This window comes from Arthrobacter sp. UNCCL28, from assembly GCF_900102805.1.
Lineage (GTDB): Bacteria > Actinomycetota > Actinomycetes > Actinomycetales > Micrococcaceae > Arthrobacter > Arthrobacter nicotinovorans_A.
The window spans coordinates 330,161-355,465 of the sequence record NZ_FMWE01000003.1; the positions used below are offsets into that span (position 1 = coordinate 330,161).

At 60.3% G+C, this 25,305-nt stretch carries 20 protein-coding genes and 1 pseudogene; 4 read left to right on the forward strand and 17 right to left on the reverse strand.

The genetic code is table 11. The features are described from left to right. Window positions 1–18: 18 nt before the first annotated feature. From BLQ01_RS10120 to BLQ01_RS10170, 11 genes are all read right to left on the reverse strand, one after another. On the reverse strand, window positions 19–1,029 hold the full coding sequence (locus BLQ01_RS10120) for a Gfo/Idh/MocA family protein (protein WP_091551560.1): 1,011 nt from the start codon (window positions 1,027–1,029) through the stop codon (window positions 19–21). Then, entirely contained in the window at window positions 1,026–1,889 is an 864-nt protein-coding gene (locus BLQ01_RS10125) for an ATP-binding cassette domain-containing protein (protein ID WP_091551562.1), read from the reverse strand. Before BLQ01_RS10125 ends, BLQ01_RS10120 begins: the two co-directional genes overlap by 4 nt. Beyond that, a complete protein-coding gene (locus tag BLQ01_RS10130) occupies window positions 1,889–3,673 on the reverse strand; it encodes a dipeptide/oligopeptide/nickel ABC transporter permease/ATP-binding protein (RefSeq protein WP_254779347.1) in 1,785 nt (594 codons plus the stop codon). The genes BLQ01_RS10125 and BLQ01_RS10130 overlap by 1 nt, the downstream gene beginning before the upstream one ends. Continuing rightward, a complete protein-coding gene (locus BLQ01_RS10135; RefSeq protein ID WP_091551564.1) occupies window positions 3,670–4,611 on the reverse strand; it encodes an ABC transporter permease in 942 nt (313 codons plus the stop codon). Before BLQ01_RS10135 ends, BLQ01_RS10130 begins: the two co-directional genes overlap by 4 nt. A gap of 49 nt (window positions 4,612–4,660) precedes the next feature. Further along, complete coding sequence (locus BLQ01_RS10140) at window positions 4,661–6,217, reverse strand: ABC transporter substrate-binding protein (RefSeq protein ID WP_091551566.1); 1,557 nt, start codon at window positions 6,215–6,217, stop codon at window positions 4,661–4,663. A gap of 279 nt (window positions 6,218–6,496) precedes the next feature. Beyond that, a complete protein-coding gene (locus BLQ01_RS10145) occupies window positions 6,497–7,150 on the reverse strand; it encodes a TetR/AcrR family transcriptional regulator (protein ID WP_175493408.1) in 654 nt (217 codons plus the stop codon). Between the two features lie 121 nt (window positions 7,151–7,271). Beyond that, window positions 7,272–8,297, reverse strand: coding sequence for a LacI family DNA-binding transcriptional regulator (locus tag BLQ01_RS10150; RefSeq protein WP_091551569.1), 1,026 nt, complete (start codon window positions 8,295–8,297; stop codon window positions 7,272–7,274). Window positions 8,298–8,389: 92 nt separating this feature from the next. Then, a complete protein-coding gene (locus BLQ01_RS10155; RefSeq protein WP_026540412.1) occupies window positions 8,390–9,208 on the reverse strand; it encodes an SDR family NAD(P)-dependent oxidoreductase in 819 nt (272 codons plus the stop codon). Beyond that, on the reverse strand, window positions 9,205–10,437 hold the full coding sequence (locus BLQ01_RS10160; protein WP_091551571.1) for a glycoside hydrolase family 1 protein: 1,233 nt from the start codon (window positions 10,435–10,437) through the stop codon (window positions 9,205–9,207). Before BLQ01_RS10160 ends, BLQ01_RS10155 begins: the two co-directional genes overlap by 4 nt. 56 nt (window positions 10,438–10,493) lie before the next feature. Continuing rightward, complete coding sequence (locus tag BLQ01_RS10165) at window positions 10,494–13,160, reverse strand: family 78 glycoside hydrolase catalytic domain (RefSeq protein WP_091551572.1); 2,667 nt, start codon at window positions 13,158–13,160, stop codon at window positions 10,494–10,496. Between the two features lie 33 nt (window positions 13,161–13,193). Next, window positions 13,194–14,546: an MFS transporter gene (locus tag BLQ01_RS10170; protein WP_245232850.1), complete on the reverse strand. Its 1,353-nt coding sequence runs from the start codon at window positions 14,544–14,546 to the stop codon at window positions 13,194–13,196. Between the two features lie 182 nt (window positions 14,547–14,728). On the opposite strand from BLQ01_RS10170, the gene BLQ01_RS10175 reads away from it, so the two are divergent. Beyond that, window positions 14,729–15,355: a TetR/AcrR family transcriptional regulator gene (locus tag BLQ01_RS10175; protein WP_051420803.1), complete on the forward strand. Its 627-nt coding sequence runs from the start codon at window positions 14,729–14,731 to the stop codon at window positions 15,353–15,355. A gap of 120 nt (window positions 15,356–15,475) precedes the next feature. Then, window positions 15,476–16,929: pseudogene (locus tag BLQ01_RS10180) on the forward strand (family 43 glycosylhydrolase). On the opposite strand, the gene BLQ01_RS10185 reads toward BLQ01_RS10180, so the two are convergent. After that, window positions 16,921–17,403: a MarR family winged helix-turn-helix transcriptional regulator gene (locus tag BLQ01_RS10185; RefSeq protein ID WP_091551574.1), complete on the reverse strand. Its 483-nt coding sequence runs from the start codon at window positions 17,401–17,403 to the stop codon at window positions 16,921–16,923. The pseudogene BLQ01_RS10180 and the gene BLQ01_RS10185 overlap by 9 nt on opposite strands. A gap of 195 nt (window positions 17,404–17,598) precedes the next feature. Here BLQ01_RS10185 and BLQ01_RS10190 point away from each other — a divergent pair, with 195 nt between their 5' ends. Both BLQ01_RS10190 and BLQ01_RS10195 read left to right on the forward strand, forming a co-directional pair. Further along, entirely contained in the window at window positions 17,599–19,431 is a 1,833-nt protein-coding gene (locus BLQ01_RS10190) for a flavin-containing monooxygenase (protein ID WP_026540417.1), read from the forward strand. Between the two features lie 32 nt (window positions 19,432–19,463). Continuing rightward, window positions 19,464–20,471, forward strand: a complete 1,008-nt coding sequence (locus BLQ01_RS10195; RefSeq protein ID WP_217638370.1) for an SMP-30/gluconolactonase/LRE family protein — start codon at window positions 19,464–19,466, stop codon at window positions 20,469–20,471. Between the two features lie 62 nt (window positions 20,472–20,533). Here the strand turns inward: BLQ01_RS10195 and BLQ01_RS10200 are convergent, their stop codons facing one another. The 5 genes from BLQ01_RS10200 to BLQ01_RS10220 form a co-directional block, all read right to left on the reverse strand. Further along, on the reverse strand, window positions 20,534–21,355 hold the full coding sequence (locus BLQ01_RS10200; RefSeq protein WP_091551577.1) for an HTD2 family dehydratase: 822 nt from the start codon (window positions 21,353–21,355) through the stop codon (window positions 20,534–20,536). Then, window positions 21,315–22,763 carry an MmgE/PrpD family protein gene (locus tag BLQ01_RS10205; protein ID WP_091551579.1) on the reverse strand — a complete coding sequence of 483 codons (1,449 nt, stop codon included), beginning with the start codon at window positions 22,761–22,763 and terminating at the stop codon, window positions 21,315–21,317. The genes BLQ01_RS10200 and BLQ01_RS10205 overlap by 41 nt, the downstream gene beginning before the upstream one ends. Continuing rightward, complete coding sequence (locus tag BLQ01_RS10210; RefSeq protein ID WP_091551581.1) at window positions 22,753–23,955, reverse strand: cytochrome P450; 1,203 nt, start codon at window positions 23,953–23,955, stop codon at window positions 22,753–22,755. Before BLQ01_RS10210 ends, BLQ01_RS10205 begins: the two co-directional genes overlap by 11 nt. Next, entirely contained in the window at window positions 23,952–24,143 is a 192-nt protein-coding gene (locus tag BLQ01_RS10215; protein WP_035760629.1) for a ferredoxin, read from the reverse strand. Before BLQ01_RS10215 ends, BLQ01_RS10210 begins: the two co-directional genes overlap by 4 nt. Window positions 24,144–24,331: 188 nt before the next feature. Beyond that, window positions 24,332–25,231 carry a LysR family transcriptional regulator gene (locus BLQ01_RS10220; RefSeq protein WP_091551582.1) on the reverse strand — a complete coding sequence of 300 codons (900 nt, stop codon included), beginning with the start codon at window positions 25,229–25,231 and terminating at the stop codon, window positions 24,332–24,334. Window positions 25,232–25,305: the final 74 nt, after the last annotated feature.

Below are 25,305 nucleotides of genomic sequence, written 5' to 3' on the forward strand. Positions count from 1 at the left end.
TTTTCTCCTGCTTGGCTGTCAATGAGATAACTGGCTTGCGATGGTGTCCAGGGTGCGGAACACGGCAATCGTGTCTTTTGCCGGATGTATTGTGTGTTGGGTTTCTCCGGCACTGATTGCTTCGCCGGCGGCTCTGAGCATGGGGACGTAGCCGTTGCCCTCCCGGGCGTGATCGATGGATTCAGGGGAGAACATTCTTTCCCAGGAACCTGCGTGGATTTGGAGGGTAGTGGATGTCCAGAACATGCCTGGGATGGTGATCCAGCCCTTGGCGCCGCTGATGGCGGCAGAGGGATCGACGAATTCGGTCATTGAACTGGCGCATTGCGCAAACTGGCCCCCTGCGAAGTCAAGGGTGAAATGTTCGGCGAAGTCGAGCCCGTCGGCCCTCACGCGGCCGTTGGCCGTTATGGATGTTGGCTCACCGAAGATTGAGTGGGCCAGGGTCACCGGGTAGATCCCTTGGTCCAGGAGCGTTCCTCCGCTGCGCTTGACATCCCATCTGCTGCCACCATCGGCGATCAGGGGAAAGCCAAATCCTGCGCGGATGCTGGAGGGCTGTCCGATGATTCCAGTGCGGAGCAGTTCGAAGAGGTGTTGGAATGCGGGGTTGAACTTCATCCACATTGCTTCCATGAGGAAGAGCCCTTGGCTTTCGGCAAGCGCAAAGAGGTCTTGCACTTCATCCGCATTCAGAGCCATGGGCTTCTCGACAACCACATGTTTGCCGGCATTCAGCGCTTGGCGCGCCAAGGCAGCATGGGTAGCGAACGGCGTCGCCAAATACACAACGTCAACCTCAGGGTCCATGACAAGCGAATCGAAGTCATCGGTCCACCTGTCCAGGCCGAAGTCCTCTGCGAAACCGGCAGCTTTCGCCGGGTTTCTGCTGAAGATCATTTCCACGTGATTTCCGGGCAAGAGCTGTAGATCCGGCACTATGCTGCGGGAGATAGTCCCGGCCCCGGCAACAGCCCACCGCAGTGGAGCTTGGGGACGACGTGCCTCATCCACGGGTCCATTCGTCATCCTGCAACTCCAGCCTGGACTTGCTGTTCCCGGTGCAGCTCAGCCAATCGGTGCCGATCTGCCCGGCGCTTCTCCTGTTCCACAGGGTCTGCGATGGGTGCAGCCAGCAACAGTCGCTGGGTGTAGGGGTGCTCGGGTGTGGAAGTTACCCGGTCCGCGGGGCCGGTTTCAACGATGTCCCCCCTGTAGACCACGCTGACGCGATGGCTGATGTGGCGGACCACGGAGAGGTCGTGTGAGACGAACAAGTAGGCAACGCCTGTGCGCCTTTGGATGTCGATGAAGAGGTCCATGACGCGGGCCTGTGTGGAAAGGTCCAATGCCGAGACGGGTTCGTCGCAGACAATGAGTTTGGGTTCGGGCGCAAGGGCCCGGGCTATGGCTACTCGTTGTCGTTGCCCGCCGCTGAACTCCCGGGGCAAACGTTCAGCCGCGTCCCCGGGCAGGCCGACTTGATCCAACAGCATCCGAACCCGGGTCCGGGCTTCAGGGGCACTTGTTCCTTGGACCACCAGGGGCTCGCTCAGGGTGTCACCGATGGTCAGGGACGGGTTGAGCGAGGTATAGGGGTCCTGGAAGACTACCTGGATGTCTTTGGACAGGGTACGGCGTTCCTTCGGAGTGGCATGGGCAATGTCAGAACCCTGGAAGGTGATGCGCCCACCACTGGGTTTTACAAGACCCAGGACGGCCCGGCCAATGGTAGTTTTGCCGGACCCTGATTCCCCCACGACGCCGAGAGTCTCACCTTTGGCGATTGACAAGGACACTCCGTGCAGGACCTCCACTTCCCTGGGCCTGAAGCCCCGGCCCTTGAAGGCGACGCGAAGGTCTTCCACGTTCAACAACTGCTGTGTCATCAATTACTCCCCGGGATAGCCGCCGAGACGGAAATGGGTTGGTCGGTCCGAACGGTGTGTTCGTCAAGGATGGATCCGAGGAGCATCTGCGTGTAGGGATGCTGAGGTTCCCGGAAGAGCTCCAGTGCTGTCCCTGATTCCACAACCCGGCCATCCTGCATCACGGAGATCCGGTCGCAGATGTCTGCCACCACGCCGAAGTTGTGTGTCACAAGCAACACGGCCATGCCCATTTCGGCTTGCAGGTCCCTTATGAGGTCCAGGATTTCAGCTTGGACAGTGACATCCAGGGCAGTGGTGGGTTCATCGGCGATGAGGAGTTTGGGACGACTGGCCACCGCACCTGCAATGAGGACGCGTTGGGCCATTCCGCCGGAGATCTGGTGGGGATAAGAGTGAAAAGTCCGTTCAGGATGTTCAATTCCAACACGCACCAGAAGGTCCATTACTGTTGCTTTTGCCTCCCGCCGTGACATCTGTGCAGAGGCGCGTATGCCTTCGACGAGTTGAGCGCCCACTGTGTAGGAGGGATCCAAATTGGACATGGGTTCCTGGGGTATGTAGGCAATGTCGCGTCCACGAAGGGTCCGGAACTCCCGTTCGGAAAGGCCAATCAAATTGCGGCCGGCCAGCTGTGCCCAGCCATGCGTGACCACGGCCTCCGGCGGAAGCACACCAAGAATGGCAAAAGCTGTTTGTGTCTTTCCTGAGCCGGATTCACCCACCAACCCCAGGGTTTCACCTGCCTGTAACGTGAGCTCGACCCCTTTCACTACTTCCTTAAGTTCGCCCGAGGGTGTGGGGTAAGCGATGCCCAGGTCTCGGACGGACAGAAGGTCCGTCGTCGAGCCTTGGACGGCGTCTTTCGCGGGGGTACGGCCGGCTTGTGCGGCCCGGGCTTTCACGGGTGTGAGTCTGACGCCCTCAAAGGCGTCCCTCAGTGAGTTCCCCAGCAAAACAAGGGAAGCTGTCAGTGTCCCAAGCATGACACTGGGCCAGATGAATTGGGTGGGGTCGACGTAGAGATTCGTGAAGCCGTCGGCGATCATCGCGCCAAAGCTGGGAACCAGTGTTGACCCTACTCCGAGAAAGGCCAAGCCGGACTGGAGGCTGATTGCGGAGCCGATAAGGAATGCGGTGGCGACGATGATGGGACCGCGGACAGCAAACAACACATGCCGACCCAGAATCCGCAGGTTGGACAACCCCGATACCCGCGCAGCGTCAACGTAGAGTTCGTTCTTGACCCCGAGGACCAGGTTCCTGACGATACGGTATACGCCGGGGGAGAGCAGTACCCCAAAGATAAGCATGGTTGCCCGGTAGTCGCCTTTGGTGACCGGCATCAGGACTATTAGCAGCAAGAGCCCCGGAAATGTCATGATGAGGCTGAAGACCCACTCCGTTGCGCTGCGCAGCTTTCGGCCGTAATACCCGCCGATCAGGCCAAAGGTGATGCCAATGGTCAAGGCAACACTGGCACCGATTAATCCTGCGATCAGGCTGGTACCGATTGAATGCAGAAGCCGCGAAGCGATGTCGCGCCCGTTTTGGTCGGCCCCCAAAATGTACCCCGGGGTCCCGGGTGTCGCGTTGATGGCATTGAGTTGGGCCTCATTGGGATCATGCGGCGCAATCAAGGGCGTCAGGAGTCCCAGGATGATGATGGCAAGCAGCAGAACCGAAGTGATGATGGCCTGGGGGTCCTTGGCGAGTTTCCTTAGCGGAGATTTCCGGGGTGGGGATGCAAGCCCCGGATCCACGCTGAGTTCTTCGATGCTCAATAGATTCTCGCCTTCGGGTTGAGCCAGCCGTTCACGACGTCTGTAATGAGGTTCACCATGACCACCAACATGACGCTGAACAGGGTGATGCCCATGATGATGGGGATATCGCCTTGGAGGGAGGCGTTGAATGCGTAGGCGCCGAAGCCAGGAAGCGCGAACACGTTCTCGATGATGAGCGCACCACCGAGCATTTGAATGAATTCAAGGGACAGGACCGTCAAGGCAGGACTCGCCGCATTCCGAAGCGCGTGGCGAAGAACAATTGAGCGCGTTGGTACCCCGCGGGTCCTCAGCGTACGGACGTAGTCCTTCCTGAGCTCGCCGATCATGGAGCCGCGGATTTGTGCGGCCATGCTGGCCACTCCACCGATGACAAGCACAATGACGGGGATGGTGATCGATGTGGCCCATTTCCCCGGATTCTGAGCGAAAGGAGTGAATCCGGTTGCCGGCAGTAACTTCAAATTCACCGCGAGAACAGCCACCAGGACAATGGCGATGAGCAGGCCGGGGACCACGTAACCAATCAAGGACAAGCCTTGGGAGACCTTGTCAGCCAGTCCACCCCTGGTGGCTGCCCAGACGCCCAGCGCAACGCTGACGATCACTGTGATGATGAGCGCTGTGACCACGAGCGACAGGGTCACGCCCAGTCGGGCGGCAACGGCCGGGGCTACGGGCTGACTGGTGAAAAGGGAGGTACCAAAATCCCCGGTCAGGACGGAGCCGAGCCAGTCCAGGTATTGGACGATAGCCGGCCGATCGAAGCCAAGTTCGGTCATCAGTGCCTTCAACGACTCCGGGGTCGCGGTAGCCCCCAGCCGTTCGCGGGCAACGGATTCCAAGGAGCCGCTGAGGAGGAAGAAGGTAATTAAGGTGACGAGCAGGGCGAGAACAATGCCTGCTCCAAGTCGTCGGAGGGCGTAACTGATCATGAGTAGACTCTCGGCTTTTCCTTTGGCGTCCCTGAGCTCCTGGTTGGCATCATTTTCCAGACAGGCCGAAGTCACGTACGGTAGGCAAAACCACCCCGGTAGGGAGGAAATCAATGCCCGGAGCTGTGGCCCAGAGCGTGCCTACGTAGGCGATCGGTGCGTTCAATGCCTGCTTTACGGTGAATTCGTTGACCTTCTTATACAGAGCATCACGGGCTGTATCGTCCGGTTCGGTGGCAATGGACTGCAGCAACGTGTCGAACTCGGGGTCCTGCCACTTGAAGGGGTTGAGGAAGGCTTCAGGGGCGTACATGTCGCCGACCTGACGGCCTGCGCTGTTCAGACCGTAGAACCAAAGAACTGCCGGGTACTTCTTCGACGCAATTGATGACGCTGTATTCTGCGGAGGCACAGGTTCCCACGTCACCTTCACTCCGATGTCCGCAAGAGCCTGCGTGATCACAGGCTCGAAGGACTGGGAGATGACCGTGCTTGGCATCGTCATGGAGAAACCGTCGGCGTATCCGGCCTCGGCCAATAGCTTGCGCGCCTTCGCCGGATCGAAGCTGTAGGCATCTTCAAGCCCGGGATCATAGGCTCCACTGTTGGGGTCGAACACCTGAACCGTAGGCTTGCCTAGTCCGTTGAGGAGGGCCTTCACCACCTGGGCCCGGTCAAAGGCCATGTTGATGGCCTCGCGCACCTTTACGTTGCCCAGGGCAGGAACGAGTTCTCCCTTCCGATCGGCCAGGACGAGAACCAGAGCGGCAGTAGCCTGCACCTCCTTGACTGTGAATCCGGCACCTTCGGCCTGCTTGCGTTGCGGGGCCTGAATCAGGGCTGCCTTTACTTCCCCTGCCTGGAGCGCGTTGTACTGGGCGGTCCTGTCCTGGATGACTTTGACCTTCACGGTTTTGAAGGGGTAGACCGAGGCGTTCCAGTAGTCATCCCGGCGTTCCATCACGTACTCAGTGCCGTCCACAGTTTTGTCCGATAGGACGTAGGGTCCTGAGCCTGTTGGGCGGAGCTTGGTGGTCTCTGATGCCAGCGTGTCCGCGTCACCGATAACGCCTGTGGCCTGCGCCAGATAGTTCAGCAGCGATGGTTCAGGAGCGGAAAGCTGAATGACTACCGTAGACGCATCGGGAGCGGAAATCGAAGACACCTTGGCGAGCTTGGGCTGTTGCTGGCCCGGTGTCGTCCTGGTCCTCTCCAAGGTTGCTGCAACGTCCTTGGAGGTGACGGCGTCTCCGGAACTAAACTTCAGGTCGCTGCGAAGTTTGAGGGTCAGCGTGCGGAGGTCATCTGAATATTCCCAGCTCTCGGCCGCGTTCGCACGGATCTTGTTGTCCTTGTCCACCATGAGAAGGGTGTCGAAAATGGATGCCCAAATGTAGGACTGCTGTCCTTCAGCGAGCTGGGCCGGGTCCAACGACGCCGGCTGGGCTTGAACGGCAATGCTGAGCTCCTCGTTGCGTGAGGAATTGCTTGCCTCCGATGCTGGTTCGGAAGTTGAGCAGGCCGCTGTGGAGAGTAGTGCCGCCACCGCGACCGAGGCTACGACCGCACGGGTCAGTGATGTGGTTCGGGACAAGACAGGAAACATGTCTTGGGACTCCTTTGTCGTTGAGGAAAAGCTGTTGGAGACTTATGGGGCGGCCGTTGTCTGGGCCGTCTATTTCGGGGTGACCGACATCACTAGCAAAGCATTTGAAAAGCGAAAAGGCAACCGATTGCCAAAAATATATTTAGAATTAAATCTTCTTCCGCAAGTTTCACTTTGGGTACGACAAGCGACCCCCTGATAAACGAAACGATGCATTTCGAAGATCGAGGCGGTGGAGTTTATTGCAGTAGACCCCGAAGGGTGCTTTTGATGAATTGTCTATTGGCTTGTGGACATAAGCTCTGTTAGTTGCTGTTTGAACTTCATGAGCGGGTTCCCATTAAGTGCGAGGAACGCCTGGGAAACTGCTGAGGTGAGATCAAGGGTGGGATCAATGAGCCACTGCATCCGCAGGCCACTCCAGGCTGCCATCATTTGGCGGCCAACCTTGTCCGGGTCCAGCGCTGGGTCCGCGAGCCCTTTTGCCTGGCGTCTCCTCACTCCTTCTGCGAACTCAAAGACCACTTGTTCGTGGTGGGCCTTCAGGTAGGAATGGGCAGGGTGTCCGGGATCCACCGCCTCCGCGCTGAGGGAAAGGAACAGGCGGGTTGTGGCCTGGTCATCCAGTGTCAGGTGTGCCATTGCCGGTGGTGGCCAGTCGGAGTTTCCTCCGTTAAGGACATGGAACTCTGCTGTGAGGATGGCGCGATACTCCTGGTCGGCCAGCTCCATTGCTGCCACGAGGATGTGATCGCGTGTTGGGAAGTGGTAGAGCATGGCTGTTTCGCTCATGGACGCACGCGCTGCAACTTCAGCTGTGGTCAAAGCCCGGTGCCCCTTCTCGAGGACAATGTCCAGGGCTGCCCGGGCTACAGCCGAACGCCGCTCAAGAGTCTTCGCGTAGCGTTTCCGGGGTGACGTTGTGGAGTCCATGTATAAAGAATAATTGAAAACTGAGTGGCACACCATAGATGGAGTACTTCTTCTTCGAAGGTGGGAGGATACGGGAAGTTGGGCCAGTAGAAATTGACCTACGCTCGGTTTTGACGGCGGCCTATGACGCACTCCTTGCCGGACCTGCAGATCCTCGGATGACCAGTTCGGTGTCCACCATCACGCTTTGAGGGTCATGCGGAGTGCCGGCAAAGGAGTTCAGAATCAGCCCGGCGGCCAGCGATCCGCACTCTCCCAGCGGGGATCTGATGCTCGACAAGGACGGAGTGGTGAAGTCAGCACCAAAGATGTCGTCAAAGCCCACGATGCTGATGGCTTCGGGAACGGCAACGCCGGCACCTTGAAGCTCGTGCATCAGGCCAATAGCCATGAGGTCGTTATGAGTGATCACGGCCGTAGCTCCCGAGGCTTTGATGGTCCGGGCCAGTTTTCTGCCACCGTCAATGGTGGGGGATGTGGACTCGATGCGCTCTGCGGTGACATGGCACCACTCGCACGCATCGGATACCGCGTCCCAGCGCCGGGCTGACATCCAGGACATCTCTGGTCCGGCGGCGAAGACGATCTTCTGATGTCCGTTCCCTGCCAGAAAACGGACTGCCTGGCTGACGCCCCTGTCCGGATCAGGGACAACGCAGTCTATGCCGCTGACCTCTCTGTTGATGGCGACAACCTTCTTTGTGGCGGCAAGTAGTTGAAGGTTGCTTTCACTCATGCGGGGGCTGACCAGGATGAGGCCGTCGACTGTTTTAATAAGCCGCCGCGCCGCTGACAGTTCGGTGGCAGCGGATTCGGCCGCATTGCCAAGCACCACGCTGTACTGCTGCTGTGTTGCTACTCTTCCGGCTTCCCGAAGAATGCCAAAGAAGTTTGGGTTGGTTATATCTGAAACAAGAAGTCCCAGCATTCTTGTTGATCCCGTTTGCAAGACTTGTGCCGAATGGTTCGCTTGGAAATTGAGAACCCCGGCCGTTATTTCAACCAGTCGCCGCGTTTGCGGACTGACTCTTCCGGGATTACTGAGAGCCCTGGAAACTGTTGAAGGATTAACGCCGGCTTGTTGTGCTACATCATAAATTGTTGCTTTGGCTTTTTTTGTTTGCACTGGTGCCTCGTCAGCCGGCATTCTGCACTTTCCTGGATAGTGGAAAAAGCGGCCGGCTACGTGTGCATTGCTGAAGCACGCGTAACCGGCCGAAGAGTTGTCCGCCCTTGGTGCTAGATGGTCTGGCCGGCGTCAGCCAAAAGCGTGCTGCCCGTCATGATGGTAGACAGGTCGCTCGCACAGAAGAGAACGACGCGTGCAATGTCGTCCGGCGTTCCGATCCGGCCAATGAGACTGTTCGTCATGACGTCCATGGTCTCCGTTCCACTGGAGGGGGCGTGTTGGGCGGCAGCGGCCATGTTGCCTTCGGTTGGTACGAAGGTGGGGGCGACACCGAGCACCCGTATCCCCATGGGCGCAAACTCCAAGGCCATTTGTTTGGTCATGCCGCGAACTGCGTGCTTGGACCCAACGTAGGCCGACAAGCCTGGCGCCGTCCCGCCGAACCCTGCGGTGGAAACGATGTTGATGATGACACCACCGTTTTTACCGTTGGACATATGGCGGGCGGCCTCGCGGGAGCCATTGAAGACGCCGCGGGTATTGACGGCGAAGACCTGCTCCCACGTGCTGTCACTGGTCTGCAGGACCGGAACGCTGGGGAAGATGCCAGCGTTGTTGACCCAGATGTCGATGCCCCCGAAGGACTCCAAGGCTTCCTGTGCTCCGAGACGCACCGACCCGGCGTCGCTGACATCCATGCCTAAGCCGAGGGCGCGGACGGGAAAACGATCGGCAATCCCGGCTGCGGTCTCCTTGGCGAGATCGGCGTTGACGTCCCCGATGAGGACGTCGGAGCCGGCTTCGGCGAGTCGTGCTGCGATGGCTTTGCCCAAGCCCTGTGCCCCGCCGGTGACAACTGCCCGGCGTCCGGTGAGGGAGAGCAGGTCCCTGACCGGGGTGAGCGAAGCGTCAGCGAACGCTGTGGTCATGCTGAAACCTCGACGTCGAGGTTGTTGCTTTGCGCCACCCGGCCAAGCCAGGCCAGGCTGGGTTTGGGTGTGCGGACGAAGGTCTCCCTGTCCACAGCAATCAGGCCGAAGGTCGGTTCCCAGTGACCCCACTCGAAGTTGTCCAACAGGGACCAGTGGAGGTAGCCCCGCACGTCAATTCCTTCGTTCATGGTCTGGTGCAGGCCTTGCAGCGCCTCAGCGGTGTAGCGGATTCGTTGCTCGTCATCAGCGGTGGCGATGCCGTTTTCCGTGACCAGCACGGGGACGCCCCCGGTGACGTCCCACGCGTGCCTCACGGCCATGGCCAAGGCATCGGGCCTGTACGCGGTGCCCACCAAGGTGTTCTCAGGGTGCGGCGGGTGCGGGACGAGCCCGTTGGCATCTACTTGTTGGCTGGAGTAGGCCTGCACGCCAACAAAATCGTCGCCGCGGCTGCCTTCCCAGTAGACGTCTTCTTTGCCGTAGCGGATCTCCAGCAGCTTTTCCTCCCCACCCGGGGCGGCAGTGAGCGCGCCGGCTGCAATTGTCCATCCAACCTTGGCGGAGGTGTTCGCGCGGATGATTTCCCGGGCGGCGTGGTGGATGGTGGTGAATGCTCTGCCTATTTCCGGGTCAGCGTAGGTCAGGAAGTCACTGTGTGTTTGCTTGGTTTCTTCGGTGCCCTCGACGGTGGGGCTTTGCCACTGGGCGTCCCCGGCAAGTTGCATGCGGCGCATGGCTGTCATGATTGCTGCCTGCATGTTCGGTTCGTTCATGGTCACCACCCACTCCACCCCGTCCAGGATGGTGGTGGTTTCCTTGACGTAGCGCTGGAACTTTTCCGATGCGTCCGGAGCCAGCCAACCGCCGTCGTTCGCGAACCACTGGGGAGTGGTGAAGTGCTGCAAGGTGACCACGGGGGTGACGTTCCGCGAGAAGCAGTGCTCGATCATGCGTCGGTAATGGGCAAGTTCTGCCTTGGAGAAGGCTCCGGGTGCGGGTTCGATCCGCGACCACTCCAAGCTGAAGCGGTACGAGGTCAGGCCGGCATCGGCCAGCAGGTCAATGTCCTCACGGTAACGGTGGTAGCTGTCGCATGCGTCCCCGGAGAGCTCCATGCCGGGCATGGTCAGTTCACGTGCCCACCAGTCGCTGTTGACGTTGTTTCCTTCAATCTGGTGGCCGGCGGTAGCGGCACCCCAGAGGAAGTTGGCGGGGAAAGTTGTCATGGGATTCTCGTTTCTTGATCGTGTTATTGCCTGGGTCAGGCAGTTGGCAGGTTGAGTCAGGCGTGACTTGGAACGCTGATGCCGGCGGAAACCAGGGGTGCTGCGGCGCGGAAGGTGCCCGGTCCGGCAGCGTGTTCGGATCCATCGGGGAAAATGATCCAGGCGGTTGTCTCTGCCGGAATGTCGGCATCAATATGCAACTCGGAACCCTCGATCCACCAGTGGACATTGATGGTGCCGTTAGGTGTTTCGTGTGAGCCGCGGGCCCAGGTAACTGAAGCGCCGGGGGTGGGTGCGATGACCAGTGAGCGCCAGGCCACAGAGTCTTTGGCCTGCCGCAATCCCAAAGTGTGCTCGTGCAGGAACCGGAGCACGGTTGCCTTGCTGTAATGGTTCAGCGAATCATGGGCGTCGCCGTTCTGGTCGATTCCCTCCCAGGATTCCCAGATGGTGGTGGCGCCCTTGTCCACCATGTAGAGCCACGACGGAGCCGTGCGCTGAAGCAGCAATTCATCGGCGACGTCGGTCCTGCCGGCTTCCACCAGAACGGGCAGCAGGTAGCCGGTGGACAGGAAACCTGTTCCCAAGTGGGTGCCTGCGGACCGGATGAGTTCAACCAGACGGTCGACGGCGGGCTCCCGGCGATCCGCCGGCAGCAGGCCAAATGCCAGCGCCCGCACGTAACTGGCTTGGGTATCGGCGTCCGTTGTTCCGTCCGCATGCAGATACGCTGCCTGCCAGGCGTTGCGAACGGCTTCAGAAACCGCAGTCCACTCAGCTGCTTCGGCGGATCGTCCAAGGACGGCGGCAACCCTGGCAAGCGTGGAAGTGGACCGGTAGAGGTATGCAGTGCCTACCTCGCCCTTGTCTTCCATGAACCATGCCATCGGGTTGTCCTGGATGGGATCTATCAGGCGCCCGTCGGCATCGCGCTGCTTTGGCTCCGTCCACTCACCCCAATGGAATGTGCCGTCCCACAGATACTGCTCAAAAGGTTCCGGTTCCGGAGATTCCTTAACCCTGGAGTGGTGGCGGGTTGTCCGCGCCATGCCCAGGGCCCACCGGACCCAACGGAGCATCGCGTCCCAGTTCTCAGCGAGGACCTGTTCGTCTCCGTAGGCTTCGTACAGTTCCCAAGGAACGGCAACGATCGCATCGCCCCACCCGGCGGATCCAGTCATCATGGCAAACTGATCGTCCAAGTGGTTCTTGATACCACGGCCATCAGGGGAGAAGTTTGCAATGCGGCCATCCGCCAACTGGTCATCGCGAACGGACTGCAACCATTTCCGGCTGAAGCCGAGCACATCCCGCAGCCGGGTAGCTGTGGAAATGAACACTTGGTAATCACCGCTCCACGCCAGTCGTTCGCGTGTAGGGCAGTCCGTGGGGACGTCCACGGCATTTCCAAGAAAGCTCCATTCTCCTATGCGATGAAGGCGGTTGAGATCTTCATTGCTGCACTCAAAAGCACCCGTTGGGCGGAGATCACTATGGACAAGCTGCATGGCGAGCCTGGAAGAATCCAAAGGCGCTCCGTTGCGGCTGATGCGTGCGAACTGGAAACCGTGGACAGTGTGCCGGGGTTCAAAGATTTCAGCGACTGCTCCTGCGGTGACCTCATCACGCTGGGAGAAGATTCTGGTGGGTTCCCCCGGCTTGTGAGAGTCCAAATGTGACGTGGAGAGGTCGCCATCGCTGTCTACGTACTCGCCGTATTCGATCACCGTCTTGGTTCCTTGGGGCCCGAGATCCTCGAGCCGTATCCATCCGGAGGCATTCTGTCCGAAGTCCGCGATCCACACGCCCGGCCTGATTTGTGTGACGCTGACTGGCCGCCGCGAGTCGATGACCCGCACTGCCGGGGCGGGGGACCAGTTGATTGCAGGGGCATCAACGGCGTTGAGCAGAACTTTCGACGGCGGTACCGCCGGAGCGGCTAAGTCAACCGTCTGTCCTTCCATGAGATCCGCTCGCGTCGTGGTTGACGGTGCGGACGTCCAGTCACCGTCGGTGACAATCACCTGGCGGGATCCATCAACTTTTTCGATGTGCAGTTCGGCGCGGGCGCCCAATGTTGTTCCCCAGTCGGCCGGGTGGCGGAATGCCCCCACCTGCCCCCGGTACCAACCATCGGAGAGTTCAATGGACAGTACGTTGATTCCAAGGGCCAGCGACGCCGTGATGTCGGAGGCCTGGGCATAAAGAGTATGGTCGTACGACGTCGACCCGGGGGACAATTCAGCGGTCCCGGCTTTGCCTCCGTTGACCGCAGCCGTGTATACACCAAGGGCTGTGGCGTACAGTCGGGCGGACTTTACGGCCGCGTCCACCGTGAATTCCGTGGTGAGGCTATAAGCCGGACGTTGGCCGTACGCCGTCCCTTCCTGCTCCACCGGGGAAATCCAGGACGCCGTCCAGTCGCCGTCGAAAAGTCCCGCTTCAAAAGAGGACCAAGCCGACCATCCGTTCAAGTCCCCGGCAATCCGTACGCGCCACATGACGCGCTGACGGCTCGATAGAGGCGCCCATGGCCACTGAACGTGGAGCCTGTGGTCCAGGGTCGCCAGTGGCTGCGCCACGCCGTCGACCGTTGCTTCCACTTCATACGCCGTTGCTACTGCGTCCGCGGGAATCTTCCAAGAGAGCCTGGGGGACGGACCTGTGACGGGGAACTGGTCTCCGCCGCTGTCCACAGTGAGGTCATAGGGCACGAGGGCCATGTATTTTCCTTAATTTTCTGCTGATGCCGGCGGTTAGCGGACGGACTTGACCTTGAGCGAGATCACGAGGCCGCCGATCAGTGCCAGAGCTGCGCCGGAGAGGTACAGGAAGGTGTAGTTCTTGTCCGCTCCGGTGATACCGATGGTGATGATCACGGAGGCCAAAAGAGGGGCCACTGCGCTTGGTATCTTTTGGGCGAAGGCGACCACGGCCATGTAACGCGCCGTTTCGGTCCGGTTGGGCAGGATGGCGAAAATGATGGCCTGATCCACGGTGGCGAACACGGCAATGGCAGTCTGCATGAGGACCGCGCCAATGATCAGTTGGGGCAGCGACCACGCGAATGCCTCAGCCAATGCGCCGCCGACGAAGAGGATCGCAGCAACCAGGACAAACAAGCGCCGCCTCTTGAGCCTGTCTGACAGGAATCCACCCAGAAGCGCACCAGCCGCAGCGGCCACCACGCCAAGCATGCCGATGGTTGCCACGACTCCGGCCACTTCCCGTACCGGGAGATCAAGGCGCTGGGCGTAGAAAAAGGTGCCGAAGGTGGTGTTGAAGTACAGGCCCATAAAGAAGACGAAACGGCCCAACCAGTTCCACGCAAAGTCCGGGTACTTGCGGACGCTGAAACCATAGCTGGCAACAACTGACCGGAAGGTGACCCGCGTGTCGACAGGGATATGCTGCGAGCTTCCCTCCGGCTTGATGAGCGGGAACAGTGCCAGGAGGACTGCGCCGATCACGCCGGGTACCACGAAGACCAGGAAGGTGTTCGACGAAACAGCATACGCAACGCCAATGCCCAAAACAGGAGCGATCTGGGTCATCAGGCCGGTCAAAGCAGAGACCCGGCCCCGCTGGCCCTCGGGCAACTTATCAGCCATGAGGTTCTGGATGGCGGCACCGGATATGGACCAACCCGCCATGCCCAGGATCCATCCGGCGCCCACCAGCAGAAGGTTGGGTGCGAGCCCCATGACAACCAAGCCCGCAAGGCCGATGGCTGTTCCAAGGAAGATGAAGGGCGCGCGCCGGCCGAAGCGGGACCGCGTACGGTCACTCCAGATGCCGATGAGCGGGCTGACGATCAAATAGATTCCCTGCGCCGTGCCCGTAATGAACCCAAGCATCTGCTCCTGGCCGGGAGCGAGTTCGGTGATCCGCACAGCGATGCCATAGGACAGTGGCACCATCATGGCGATGGATGCCCCGAAGCTGGCAAGCATGAGCCAGAAAATGTAGCCCCTGCTCACGGGAATCTGGGGCTCTTCCGTGAGCTCCGGAAGTTCAACGGGGCCGAGCGGCAGATGACTGCCCGGCGATGGTTCGGCGGCTGCGATGCCGCCGGCGAGACGGGGAGCCCCGTGCTTGTCAGTAGTCACCAATGACTCCTCATTACAGTAGATGGCCCATCCGCTGCGTCGCGGATGAGAGCTGGGAAGTGTGGGGACTTCCCCAGCAAAGGGTAACCATGATGGTTACTATTCGTGAATAGTAGTCATAGTGGTTACAATTGACAAGACCCAGCGCAAAAATGGTTTCCGTTGACGAGAGAAGGCTGTTCGTGACCATCACTTCAGAGCAGAAGACCGGCAAAAAAGCCGGCTCCGGGCGGCGTGGCCCCTATGCCACGACACCGGCCCGTCGGGCGGAGATCGTGCGCGCAGCTTCGGCCAGCTTCGCTGAGCATGGCTACGAACGAGCCAGCCTCAGGGATATCGCCTCGCGGGCCGGTGTAACCCACGCAGCCCTCCTGCGTCACTTTGCCACCAAGGATGACCTCCTTCTGGCCGCCCTGGCGGAGCGGGATGCGGACGACGCCGAGCTGGCCAACCGCATCGTGCAGGCCAAAGTGCCGCGGGAGTCGGTGTTGAGCACCATTCTGGGCGAAGAATTCGCCAGGCCTGACCACATGCGGAACTGGCTCTCAATCACGATCGCGGCGACCAATCCCGAGCATCCTGCCCACGACTTCTTCATCGCCCGACGCGAGCGCATGCGTGATCACTTCACCAGCAAGCGGCTTGCTACGACAGAAGACAGCGAGGAGCTGACAGCCGACGACAAAGTCACCATGGTGATGGCCATGATCGACGGCCTTCGGATTCAGTTCCTCCTGGACCCGCAGCGCAAAACCCTGCACCTGCTGGAAACGCTCTTCCGGTTCATCGACTCGCCTGAAGAAGGCTGATGGTCCTCAAGGGGCGTTTGGTCATATCCCTGGTACGCAGTCATTCCATTACCGCCAGCTGATGCCGCCGCTTCGTGGGCTTACCCGGGATCAGAAATCGAGAGAAAGTCACCTACGCCAATGAGCACTCCAATCCTGCCGGGCTACCACCCGGATCCCTCAATATGTCGAGCAGGCGAGGACTACTTCCTTATTAACTCCAGTTTCGAATACTTCCCCGGAGTGCCGGTCTTTTCGAGCCGCGACCTACTCGAGTGGCACCAGATCGGCAATGTGCTCGACCGCGACGGCCAACTCAATGTGGTGTCCGGCATCGAGGGTGCGAGCGGGGGCATTTATGCCCCGACGATTCGCTATCACGATGGCCGTTTCTGGATGATCACCACGAACCTTCATGATGTGCGGGAGGGGCACATCATTGTCTCGGCCGATCACCCGGCAGGTCATGGACCGATCCGGTCTACACGCCGGGACTGATTGGCATTGATCCCGACCTTGCGTGGGACGAGCGAGGTGACTGCTATATCACGTGGGCAGACGTTATTAGAGGCGGCATTTCACAGGCGCGGATTGATCCGGTGACTGGAATCGCGTTGTCCCCGGCGCGGGAACTATGGCGCGGCTCGGGTGGTGCTCATGTTGAGGGGCCGCATGTCTACACACGCAATGGCTGGTGGTATCTCCTGACCGCGGAGGGCGGCACCGCAGCTGGTCACATGATCACAGTAGCCCGCGCAGAAGCCATTGGTGGCCCCTACTCACCTTGTCCTGCCAATCCGATTCTGACGCACCGCAGCACTTCACATCCCGTGCAGGCGGTGGGGCACGGTGACCTGTTCGAGCTTCATGACGGCAGCTGGGCGATGGTACATCTCGGGACTCGCCCACGCGGTTCTTTCCCCAAGTGGCACACCAACGGCAGGGAGACGTTCATCGTCGGAATCGACTGGGTGGAGGACTGGCCTGTCGTGGTAGAGGATCGATTCACGGAGCCTGAGATCGACACTTCGTTCGAGGACAGATTCCTTGAGGGCCGGCTACACCCGCGGTGGCTTGCGCCTGGAGTTAATCCGAGCTCCTTTGCCACGCCGGGCGAGAATGGACTGACGCTGCTTGCCGGCCGCCAGCCCGCGAACGCGCGGGCATTGCGGCTCCTCGCAGTTCGGGCTACGGACCTCGAATGGACCGCCAGCGTTCAGGGCATCGGTGACCTGGCGCTTACGGTGCGCATTGATGACCTTCACCAGGCAACTGTTCAACGGGTCGGAGGGAGGGTGGCGGCGCGTGTCGTCATCGGCCCCACGGATCAGGACCTCGCTGTTTTGGATGCCGTATCCGAGAGCAGCGCCCTGACAATCCGCTCGGTACCTTACGACAGCCCGGCCGGCCAACGCAAGGGGCCGGACCGGCTGGTCCTGGGAGTGGGCGCCGGCGCTGATTTCCAGGAACTCGCGGCCATTGATGGCCGCTACTTATCAACAGAGGTTGCGGGAGGTTTTACGGGTCGCGTCGTGGGAATGGAGGCCCTGGGCTCCAACGCCGTCATCAGCCGCTTCACGTACAGCTCACCTTAAGGTTTCCAGGCCGGCGTTCTCTGGGTTTTTTGCTTCGCGCAGTTCGCGGCCCACTGCCCTGAGGCCGGTTTCGAGCGCCTTCAGCTCTTCAAGCGTCAGTCCAGCCAGCACCTCGCCGCCCAATTCCGGACGCGCAGCCATGAGTTCACGAACTACAGACCGTCCAAGGTCGGTGGCAGAAATTCGCCTGACCCGCTGGTCGTCCGTATCAGTGGATCTGGCGACCAACCCCGCCGCCGCGAGGCGATCAACAAGCTTGGACATGGATGCCATCGAGACACCGAAGGTCTCTGCCAGCCCCACTCCAGTGGCTCCGCTCTCCGTGGTGACCACGACGGAGAGGACCTTCAGCTGTTGGATGGTCAGATCGGTGGTCAGTAGTGGCTGGAGGATGCGGGGGATGGAGCGGATCGTGATGGCTATGGCCAGAGCGTCTATGCTCTTCAGTGCTGATTCCCGATCTGATTCCACCATGCCACTAAAGATATCGCGGACCGGCTTTGCGAAATTACTTAGCTTAAGGCTAAGCTTTTTTCATTAGCCGACCCGTTGTCGTGTCGACGCGTACCAGAACCACCTGCCGGGCTCTTTCCCGGATCTGGGCGCGGGCGCGCATTGGGGGCGGTCGCGCAACGTGCGCATGGCGCAGTAGCGAAGCGAGGACGATTCATGGGCAGCGCCCACAACCTATCGAAGAACCCACAAGAGCTTGATGTTGAAGAGCTCCGCGCAAAGTACCGGCGGGAGCGCGACCGACGTCTCCGGCCAGAGGGCCTGGGGCAGTATCAAAGCGCAGCCGGTGAGTTCGGCTACTACTCGAAGGATCCTTACACCGAGCCAATACAGAGGGATCACCGCGCTGACTCAGTGGAGGTGCTGGTCATCGGCGCTGGATTCGGCGGACTGCTCGCCGCCGCGAGGCTGCGGGAAGCCGGGGTGGAGTCCATTCGCCTGATGGACGAGGCCGGCGATGTGGGCGGCACGTGGTACTGGAACAGGTATCCGGGCATCCATTGCGATATCGAATCGTACGTCTACATGCCACTTCTCGAGGAGGTCGGTTACATGCCGGCATGGCGTTACGCTCCCGGTGAGGAGATCCGGCAGCACGCCATCGCCATCGCGAAGCGTTTCGACCTGTATCGGGATGTACTTTTCCAGACCAGGGCAACAGCGCTGACCTGGGATGACGCCGCGGAGTTATGGACAGTCGAAACCGACCGCGGGGATCGGTTCCATGCACGTTTCGTCATCACATCGTCGGGGACTCTGACACAACCCAAGTTGCCGGGGATCCCTGGCATGGAGAAGTTTCGCGGACATACTTTCCACACCAGCCGGTGGGACTATGCCTACACCGGTGGCACCGCGGAAGGTGGCATGACCGGACTTGCCGACAAACGGGTGGCAGTAGTGGGCACAGGGGCCACGGGCGTCCAGGTCATCCCGCATCTGGGCCGCGATTCTGAGCAACTCCTCGTTTTTCAGCGGACACCGTCCACCATTGACGTTCGTGGAAACCGCCTGACGGACCCAGCGTGGGAAGCATCCCTCAAACCAGGCTGGCAGCGAGAACGGATGGAGAACTTTCTCTCCGTTCTCGCCGGGGAGCCGGTGGATGAAATCCTCGTCAAGGATGGGTGGACGGAAACCATCCAGCTGCAACGGCAGATCCTTTCCGGCGCGGTGGAGGCAGGCCTCACCCCAGCCGATCGGGAACGCAGGGATGAACTGAAGGACTTTGAAACCATGAACCGCCTCCGTTCGCGTGTGGATGAGGTAGTACTGGACAGCGAAACGGCAGAGGTTCTCAAGCCCTGGTACCGGTACATGTGCAAACGGCCATGCTTCAGCGATACCTACCTACAGGCATACAACCGGCCCAACGTGACGCTGGTGGATACTGCCGACCACGGCGGCATAACACGCCTGACTGAGACCTCGATCGTGGTGGGCGAAACGGCGTATGACGTGGATTGCATTATCTTCGCTACAGGCTTTGACGTTGGCGTTTCCGGTGTGCTTTCCGGCTCCTTGCCCGTCCGGGGGAGAGGTGGGCGCTCACTCCTGGAAACATGGGCGGGCGGACTGCGCACCCTCCATGGCTTTTACAGCCACGGCTTTCCCAACCTCTTCCACCTTGGCGCACTGCAGAACGCCAATTCCGTCAACTTTGTCCACATCCTGCAGGAGCAGGCTGAGCACATTGCCGCAGTCATCGCCAAGGGGCTGGCCGTCGGTTCGCGGGTGATTGAGCCGACCCTCGAGGCTGAGGATCGCTGGGTCAAGACTGTCAGTGACACAGCGGCCGATACCTCGCACTTCCAAGCAGAATGCACCCCTGGGTACTACAACGGTGAAGGTACACGGGCGATCTCCGGCAGCTCGTTCAGTCCAGGACCCGTAGCTTTTCACCGGATACTTCGGCAATGGCGGGAAGGCGACATGAGCGATGTCCTTGTTCCGGCGCCGCCGGCTGGCCAAACTGTGGCGGGCAAATGAGGCCTGATCGGGGGAAGCCACTCCGGACACGGTTGAATTTCATTGCGGTTGCGGTTGCGGTTGTCCTTGTCTTGTCCGGTTGCACGGCCGGTACTTCCGGCGAACCCGGGGCTGGAGCAGAAAAGCCCAAGCCGTCGGATCAGATTGCCAAGGCTTTGGCAAACGTCACATCGGTCCACCCATCCACCGGAATGACGCTGTTGGAGGGGCCCGTGGTGGGTCCTGACGGTGACCTCTATTTTGTGGACGTGACGGCACCGCCAGGGGCGCCCAAGGTCATGGCACTGGATGTGGGCTCCTTGGAGAAGAGGACCATTTTCACGGACGGCACCAGTGCTGTCACATCGGCTCAATTCAGCCCCCGCGATGGGCGCCTCTACCTGACGGACTACCTGGGAACCATCATCAGCATGACTCCTGAGGGCAAGGACCAGAAGGTGTTCCATTCCGGTCCCGTCAACGGAGCGACGCTGCACGCGGACGACATCAGCTTCGACCGTGCGGGCAACCTTTATGTGACGGATGCTGCGGGAGCCCAGGAACCCTATTGGAAACCGCAGGGAAGGCTGATTCGCATTGATGGTGCCACGGCGGAGCCAACGGTGCTGGCAGATCGTTTGGCCTCCCCGAACGGAGTCGCCTTTACACCTGGGTTTGACGGGTTGTGGATGAGCCTGAACACCGCAAACCAGATCGACTACATCCAGTTGACCGACGATGGCCGTGGAGTAAGCACAGCTCATCCGGCGATCCACGTCAGCGCGGGCATGGGCCAAATCGATTCCTTGGCCGTTGACGCTGATGGGAATCTCTACGTCGGCTTTCACAACCGGGCGGCAATAATTGTCTTCGACGCCACAGGACAACAAACAGCCACCGTCACCATTCCGTCCAAGGAAGGCGAGATAACGTCAGCTACCAACGTTGCTATCAAGCCTGGAACGAAGGACGCCTACGTTACTGCCAGTGGCAAAGGGGGCGGCTGGATCCATACCTTCACGGCGCTTGCGGAGGGGATACCCCAATCCAACGGTGGCTGATGGGCAGATGGTGGCACGCGCATCGGGAACCGGGTGGTGATCCCCTCCGGAGGTTACCTCTTTCAGACCTCGGAAAGGGTGCTGATCGCGCAAATTGCATCGTCGGCACTGCGGGCTTCCGCGCCCTTCTCCAAGCCGTCGGGGCCCGGCACAACCGAGAAGGTCTGCGGCTTGGTCATGGGGGAGGCAAGCCGGTAGCTGAAAGTTTTGCCCAACAAGCCGATTCCCTCACGGCGCATGTGCTCGCCCATCATCAGCGCCAGCAGCGGGCCGTGGATCACCAGCCCGTCGTACCCCTCGTTCAGGCACCAATTGTGGTCGTAGTGGATTCTGTGCGCGTTGTACGTGAGTGCGGAAAACCTGAACAGCAGGCGTTCATCGGCAGCTTGGCTCAGCACGGGACCCGCCGGCGGCGCAGGAGGGGATGGCGGGGCAGGGAGCGATCCTTTGCCAGGTGCGCGGTATACGATGTCCTGTTCTTCACGGATGACGAGCTGGTTGCTTTGGAAGATTTCATGACGGACCGTGGTGAACGTCAACGGTCCGGTCCGGCCCGTCTTCTCAACGGAGCCTGCGATGGAGATGACTTTTGTAGCCGGCGTTCCAACGGTCAGATGACCGAAGGTTGAGACGCGCCCTCCGGCGAACATCCTGCGCCGTCCGGGACTGGGGGGCGCAGGAATGCCTACGGTGGGATGTCCGTCCGGACCGAGTTCACTGTGGCGGTTCCGCTCCAACAAATAGAGCCAATGCCAGAGTGGGGGGACGGATGTGCCTTGGGTGAAAGGGACTTCGATGTCCAGTGCGGCAGCCAGGGCTTCTACGGGCTCAGAAGCGATGACTTCAGTGCGAACGACCTGCTCGGTCAAGGTTGTTGGTGTCATGATGGGTCTCTCTCCAATTGGCTAGGGGTGTGGCGCCCAGGGCGCTGACCAGGTTGTCAAGGGTGGGCTCGGAATCCAGATTTTCCACGGCGTCGATGAGTTGGGCGGTGGCCTCGTTGCCGTAGGGGCGGAGGAGGGACCGTGCTTTTGCGACCACCTCGTCATGGGTCATGGGGTTCTTTTCAGACCCCTTGGCATCGGTCGGGTTTCCGGCAAGGAGCGTGATTCTTTCACCGGACGTCAGCTCGAACTCAAGGCGCGGTCCTTCTTCAAGTTCGATTGAGGGGTCCAACACCATGGAGATCTTGGCGAAGGTTTCCTGGATGCGGGGTTCCGATATTCGGGGTGGATCGAATTGGTCCAGCCCGACTGAACGGTTTTCCAGCGCCACGCTGATGGCGTACGGCAGGCTGAACTGAGCGTCGAACACGGTTTCTATGGGATCAACGGTGAGCATGTTGATGGCAGTTGTCCCCGCGGTGACAGTGACGCTGCTGACATCGGAGGGCTGCAGGTTCCGCTCCGAGATCAGCTGCATCACGGCATCGATTGTCGAATGGCTTCCCCTGCAGCAGGCATATGGCTTCAGATAGGAAGTGGAGACGTTGAAGGTCCGGCCCAGTCCGGCAGTAACCCGTTCCGGAAAACCCCGGCCGCCGGCGTACGTGGCGATGATTCCACCCCACGGTGCCTCAAAGACCTGATGCGGGCCGGTGATGCCCGCCCTCGCCAGGAAGGCCGCGTCAATGCCCGATTCGCCGGCTTTACCCGGATGCAGCCTTTTGGTCCACGCACCGTCCTCGATGAATGCCCAAATTCCCCCGGTAAAGGAACCCGCAATTCCCAAAGCATTGGCGAATGCAGCAGGTTCCAAGCCGAGTATCTTCGCGCACGCGGCAGCCGCCGCGAAGGTGCCAAAGGTTCCGGTGGAGTGCCAGCCGCGGTCGGTGTGGGCAGCGAATCCACCGACTCCCTGCAAAAGCCGGTAGCTGATGTCGTATCCCGCGCACGCGGCGACGATGAGGTCCCGGCCGTTGGATCCCAGAAGTTCTGCAGCAGCAATCGCTGCTGGAAGGGTTGCAGAGCCGGCGTGACCAGGGCCGCCGCCGTCGTCGAAATCCCGGGCATGGGCGGAGGTTCCATTGGCAAGCGCCGCGTGGGCGGGATTCAGCCGATCGCGGGTACCCCACACAAGGCAGGGGCCGCCGTTGGACATGCCGGACAGCGCATGCCGGACACGGCGGGACTCCTCTGATGGGATGCCTGCCATCGCCACGGCCAAAGTGTCCAGGATGTGGTCCTTCATAGTGGACACCACGCCGGGCGGCAGGTCATCAAAGCTCATTCCGGACCAGTGCGCCGAGAGAATTTCCGTCAGCGACTGCGGGGAGGGGTTCTCAGATGTCATGGGTGTCCTCAGCCCGGGTGCCGGTCTCGACAGTGAGCTGCTTGATGGTCCATCGGCCGGCGGTCCGGGTGATTGTCGTGGCATCGTCAACCACCCGGGCGTTGGGATAATGGCGGGCCAGGTAACCAACTACCTCCTCGATTTCCACCTTTGCCAGTCCCTGTCCCAGGCAATTGTGCGGGCCTGTGCTGAACGTCAACGGCTGGTTCCGCTCCCTGCCCAGAATGAACTCGCCGGGGTTCTCAAAACGTTCCGGGTCCCGATTGGCGGACCATACGGCAACGTGTACGTCGGCCCCCGCCGGGATGGTGGTGCCGCCCACCTCGATTTCCTCTTCGGCGATCTTGCTGATCACACCTGTCCGGGGGTAGAGGCGAAGCGCTTCCATGACCGCAGCGGGTATCCATGAGGGATCGGCTACGATTTCACGCCAGACTTCACGGTTGCCCAGCAGATTCCACACGACCAGACCGATTTGGTGTCCCGTATTCACGGAGCTTGCCTCGAGCATGGACGTCGCTTCATCAAAGAGTTCCTGGTCTGTGAGTTTGCCGTCGTCGGCCAGTGTCATCAGATGGGACAGCATGTCCTCGCCCAAACCCGCTTGGCGTTTGCGCTGCATCAGATCCTGAAGGTACTGGAACAGTTCGTCGTACGCGGCCAGGATGTCGGGCTTGAGGCTGGGGTCCCGGGCAAGGAGGGCCAACGTCCGTTCTGACAGCTCCTGGACTTTGGGCGCGTCGCTTTGCGGGGCTCCGGCCAGGTGGCAGTAGACCAAGGAGGGGATTCTGCGATCCACGCTGGAATGGAAGTCCACCGGTTTCGTGTCGTCCACATCGTCGAAGATCCCCTGCACGATCTCCGTCAGCACCTCACGGGTGTTCTGGACTGTTGCCGGGCCCATAAAGCGGGCGAGTGGAGTACGCAACCGTAGTTGCTGCGCTCCGTCCTGCATGATGATGCTCCGCGCCCGGAATCCATGGACAGGGCCGTTGCTGATGCCAAATTCTTCCATCAGTCTCAATGCCGAGTTGGCGAACCGGGGATTGCGCAGCACCTCGGTGGCAAGTTGGTAGGAGAGTACGGCGTAACCGTCGGAACCGGCCGCGATTCCCCCTTGGGCCAGCGCACCGCCGGCGTGATCCGCAGCGTGCGGGGAGAAGAGCTCGAAGGTTGGCACTGTGGCGGTCATGACCGTGAGATCGCTCCCATCGGGCAGCAAAGAATCACTTCTTCAAGATCGTTTTCGCGATCATCCTGGACCTCTGATGCCAGCTGTACCAGGGTTCCGTCTTTTTCGATCTGGAACACGTCCGGCATTAAGGCTGCGCAGGTGCCATTGGCATCGCAGCGTTGCAGGTCCACGTTGACTTTGATCATGGGGATGCCCTTCCTCGTAAATCCTTGGGCCGTTGCGGCCCGGCTATCCGGGCAAGGGGTGCAGCGACCATTCAAATGGTTCATGGTCCAGATTGCTGCTGTTCGAGGTATTTCACAAATACCAATATTGCGGGGTACCCATCTACAGGATATATACCGTTTATTGCTGGTCGAGCTGCCCTGACTGCTCAGTCACCCTGAAACAGCTCGACAAATCGCTCCGCGATTGGCGTGACGATTCCTTCCTTGCGCCGCACGATGGCGATCGGGACGTTGGGCCATCCGCCCACCACAGGAACCTGGGCTACGTCGGGATGAAGGCGGGCCATTTCCAGGCTGGACAACGAAACCCCGACGCCGGCCCCCACCAGTTGCGCGGCGGTCATGACGGTAGGCACTTGAATTACCTCGGTGGGGGCCGCTCCGGATGGTGCAAATTTATCGGCCCAAATGCGCCAGAGAATGCGCACGCCGGGAATCCGCGCCGGAAGGATCCACGTGGAATCTTTCAGTGACGCCACATCCAAGGGTTCGGATTCATCCAAGCCCCAGGCCTTGGGGGCGATCAGCGTCAGGGGCAGCTCGTCCACCACTGTGACATCAAAATGCACCCCGTTGACGGCCTGCAGCGGCTCCTCGGCCACGATCGGCATGATGGCCAGGTCGAGTGTGCCATCAGCGAGCCGGTCCAGTTGCACCCTGGGATTGGCGTCTGTGAGATCGAGGGTCACATTGCGATATATCGAGAGGAACTGGGAAATTTTGGTACTGCCGATCCGCCATAGGCACATCGGTTCGCACCCAAGGTGCAGTTCGCCCGCAAGCCCCTGACCCATGGACTTGAGAGTGTCCGAGATCCTGCGCTCTTCAGCCAGGAGCCGGCGGCCGGCGTGGTGCAGGTACTCGCCCGCAGCCGTCAGTTCGATCCCCCGGGGCTTCCTGTCAAACAGGGTCACTCCCAGCTCCTTCTCGAGTTTGGCCATGGCCATGCTCAACGGCGGCTGGGATATGCGCAAGGCATTGGATGCCTCAGTAATGGAGCCGTTCTCGGCCACGGCAATGAAGTACCGAACGTTTCGAAGATCCATCCATTCAGTATATGGAAACCCCTACAAATTGGTATTTGAAGTATGACGTCCGGTGGATCACGGTTAGTGAAGGA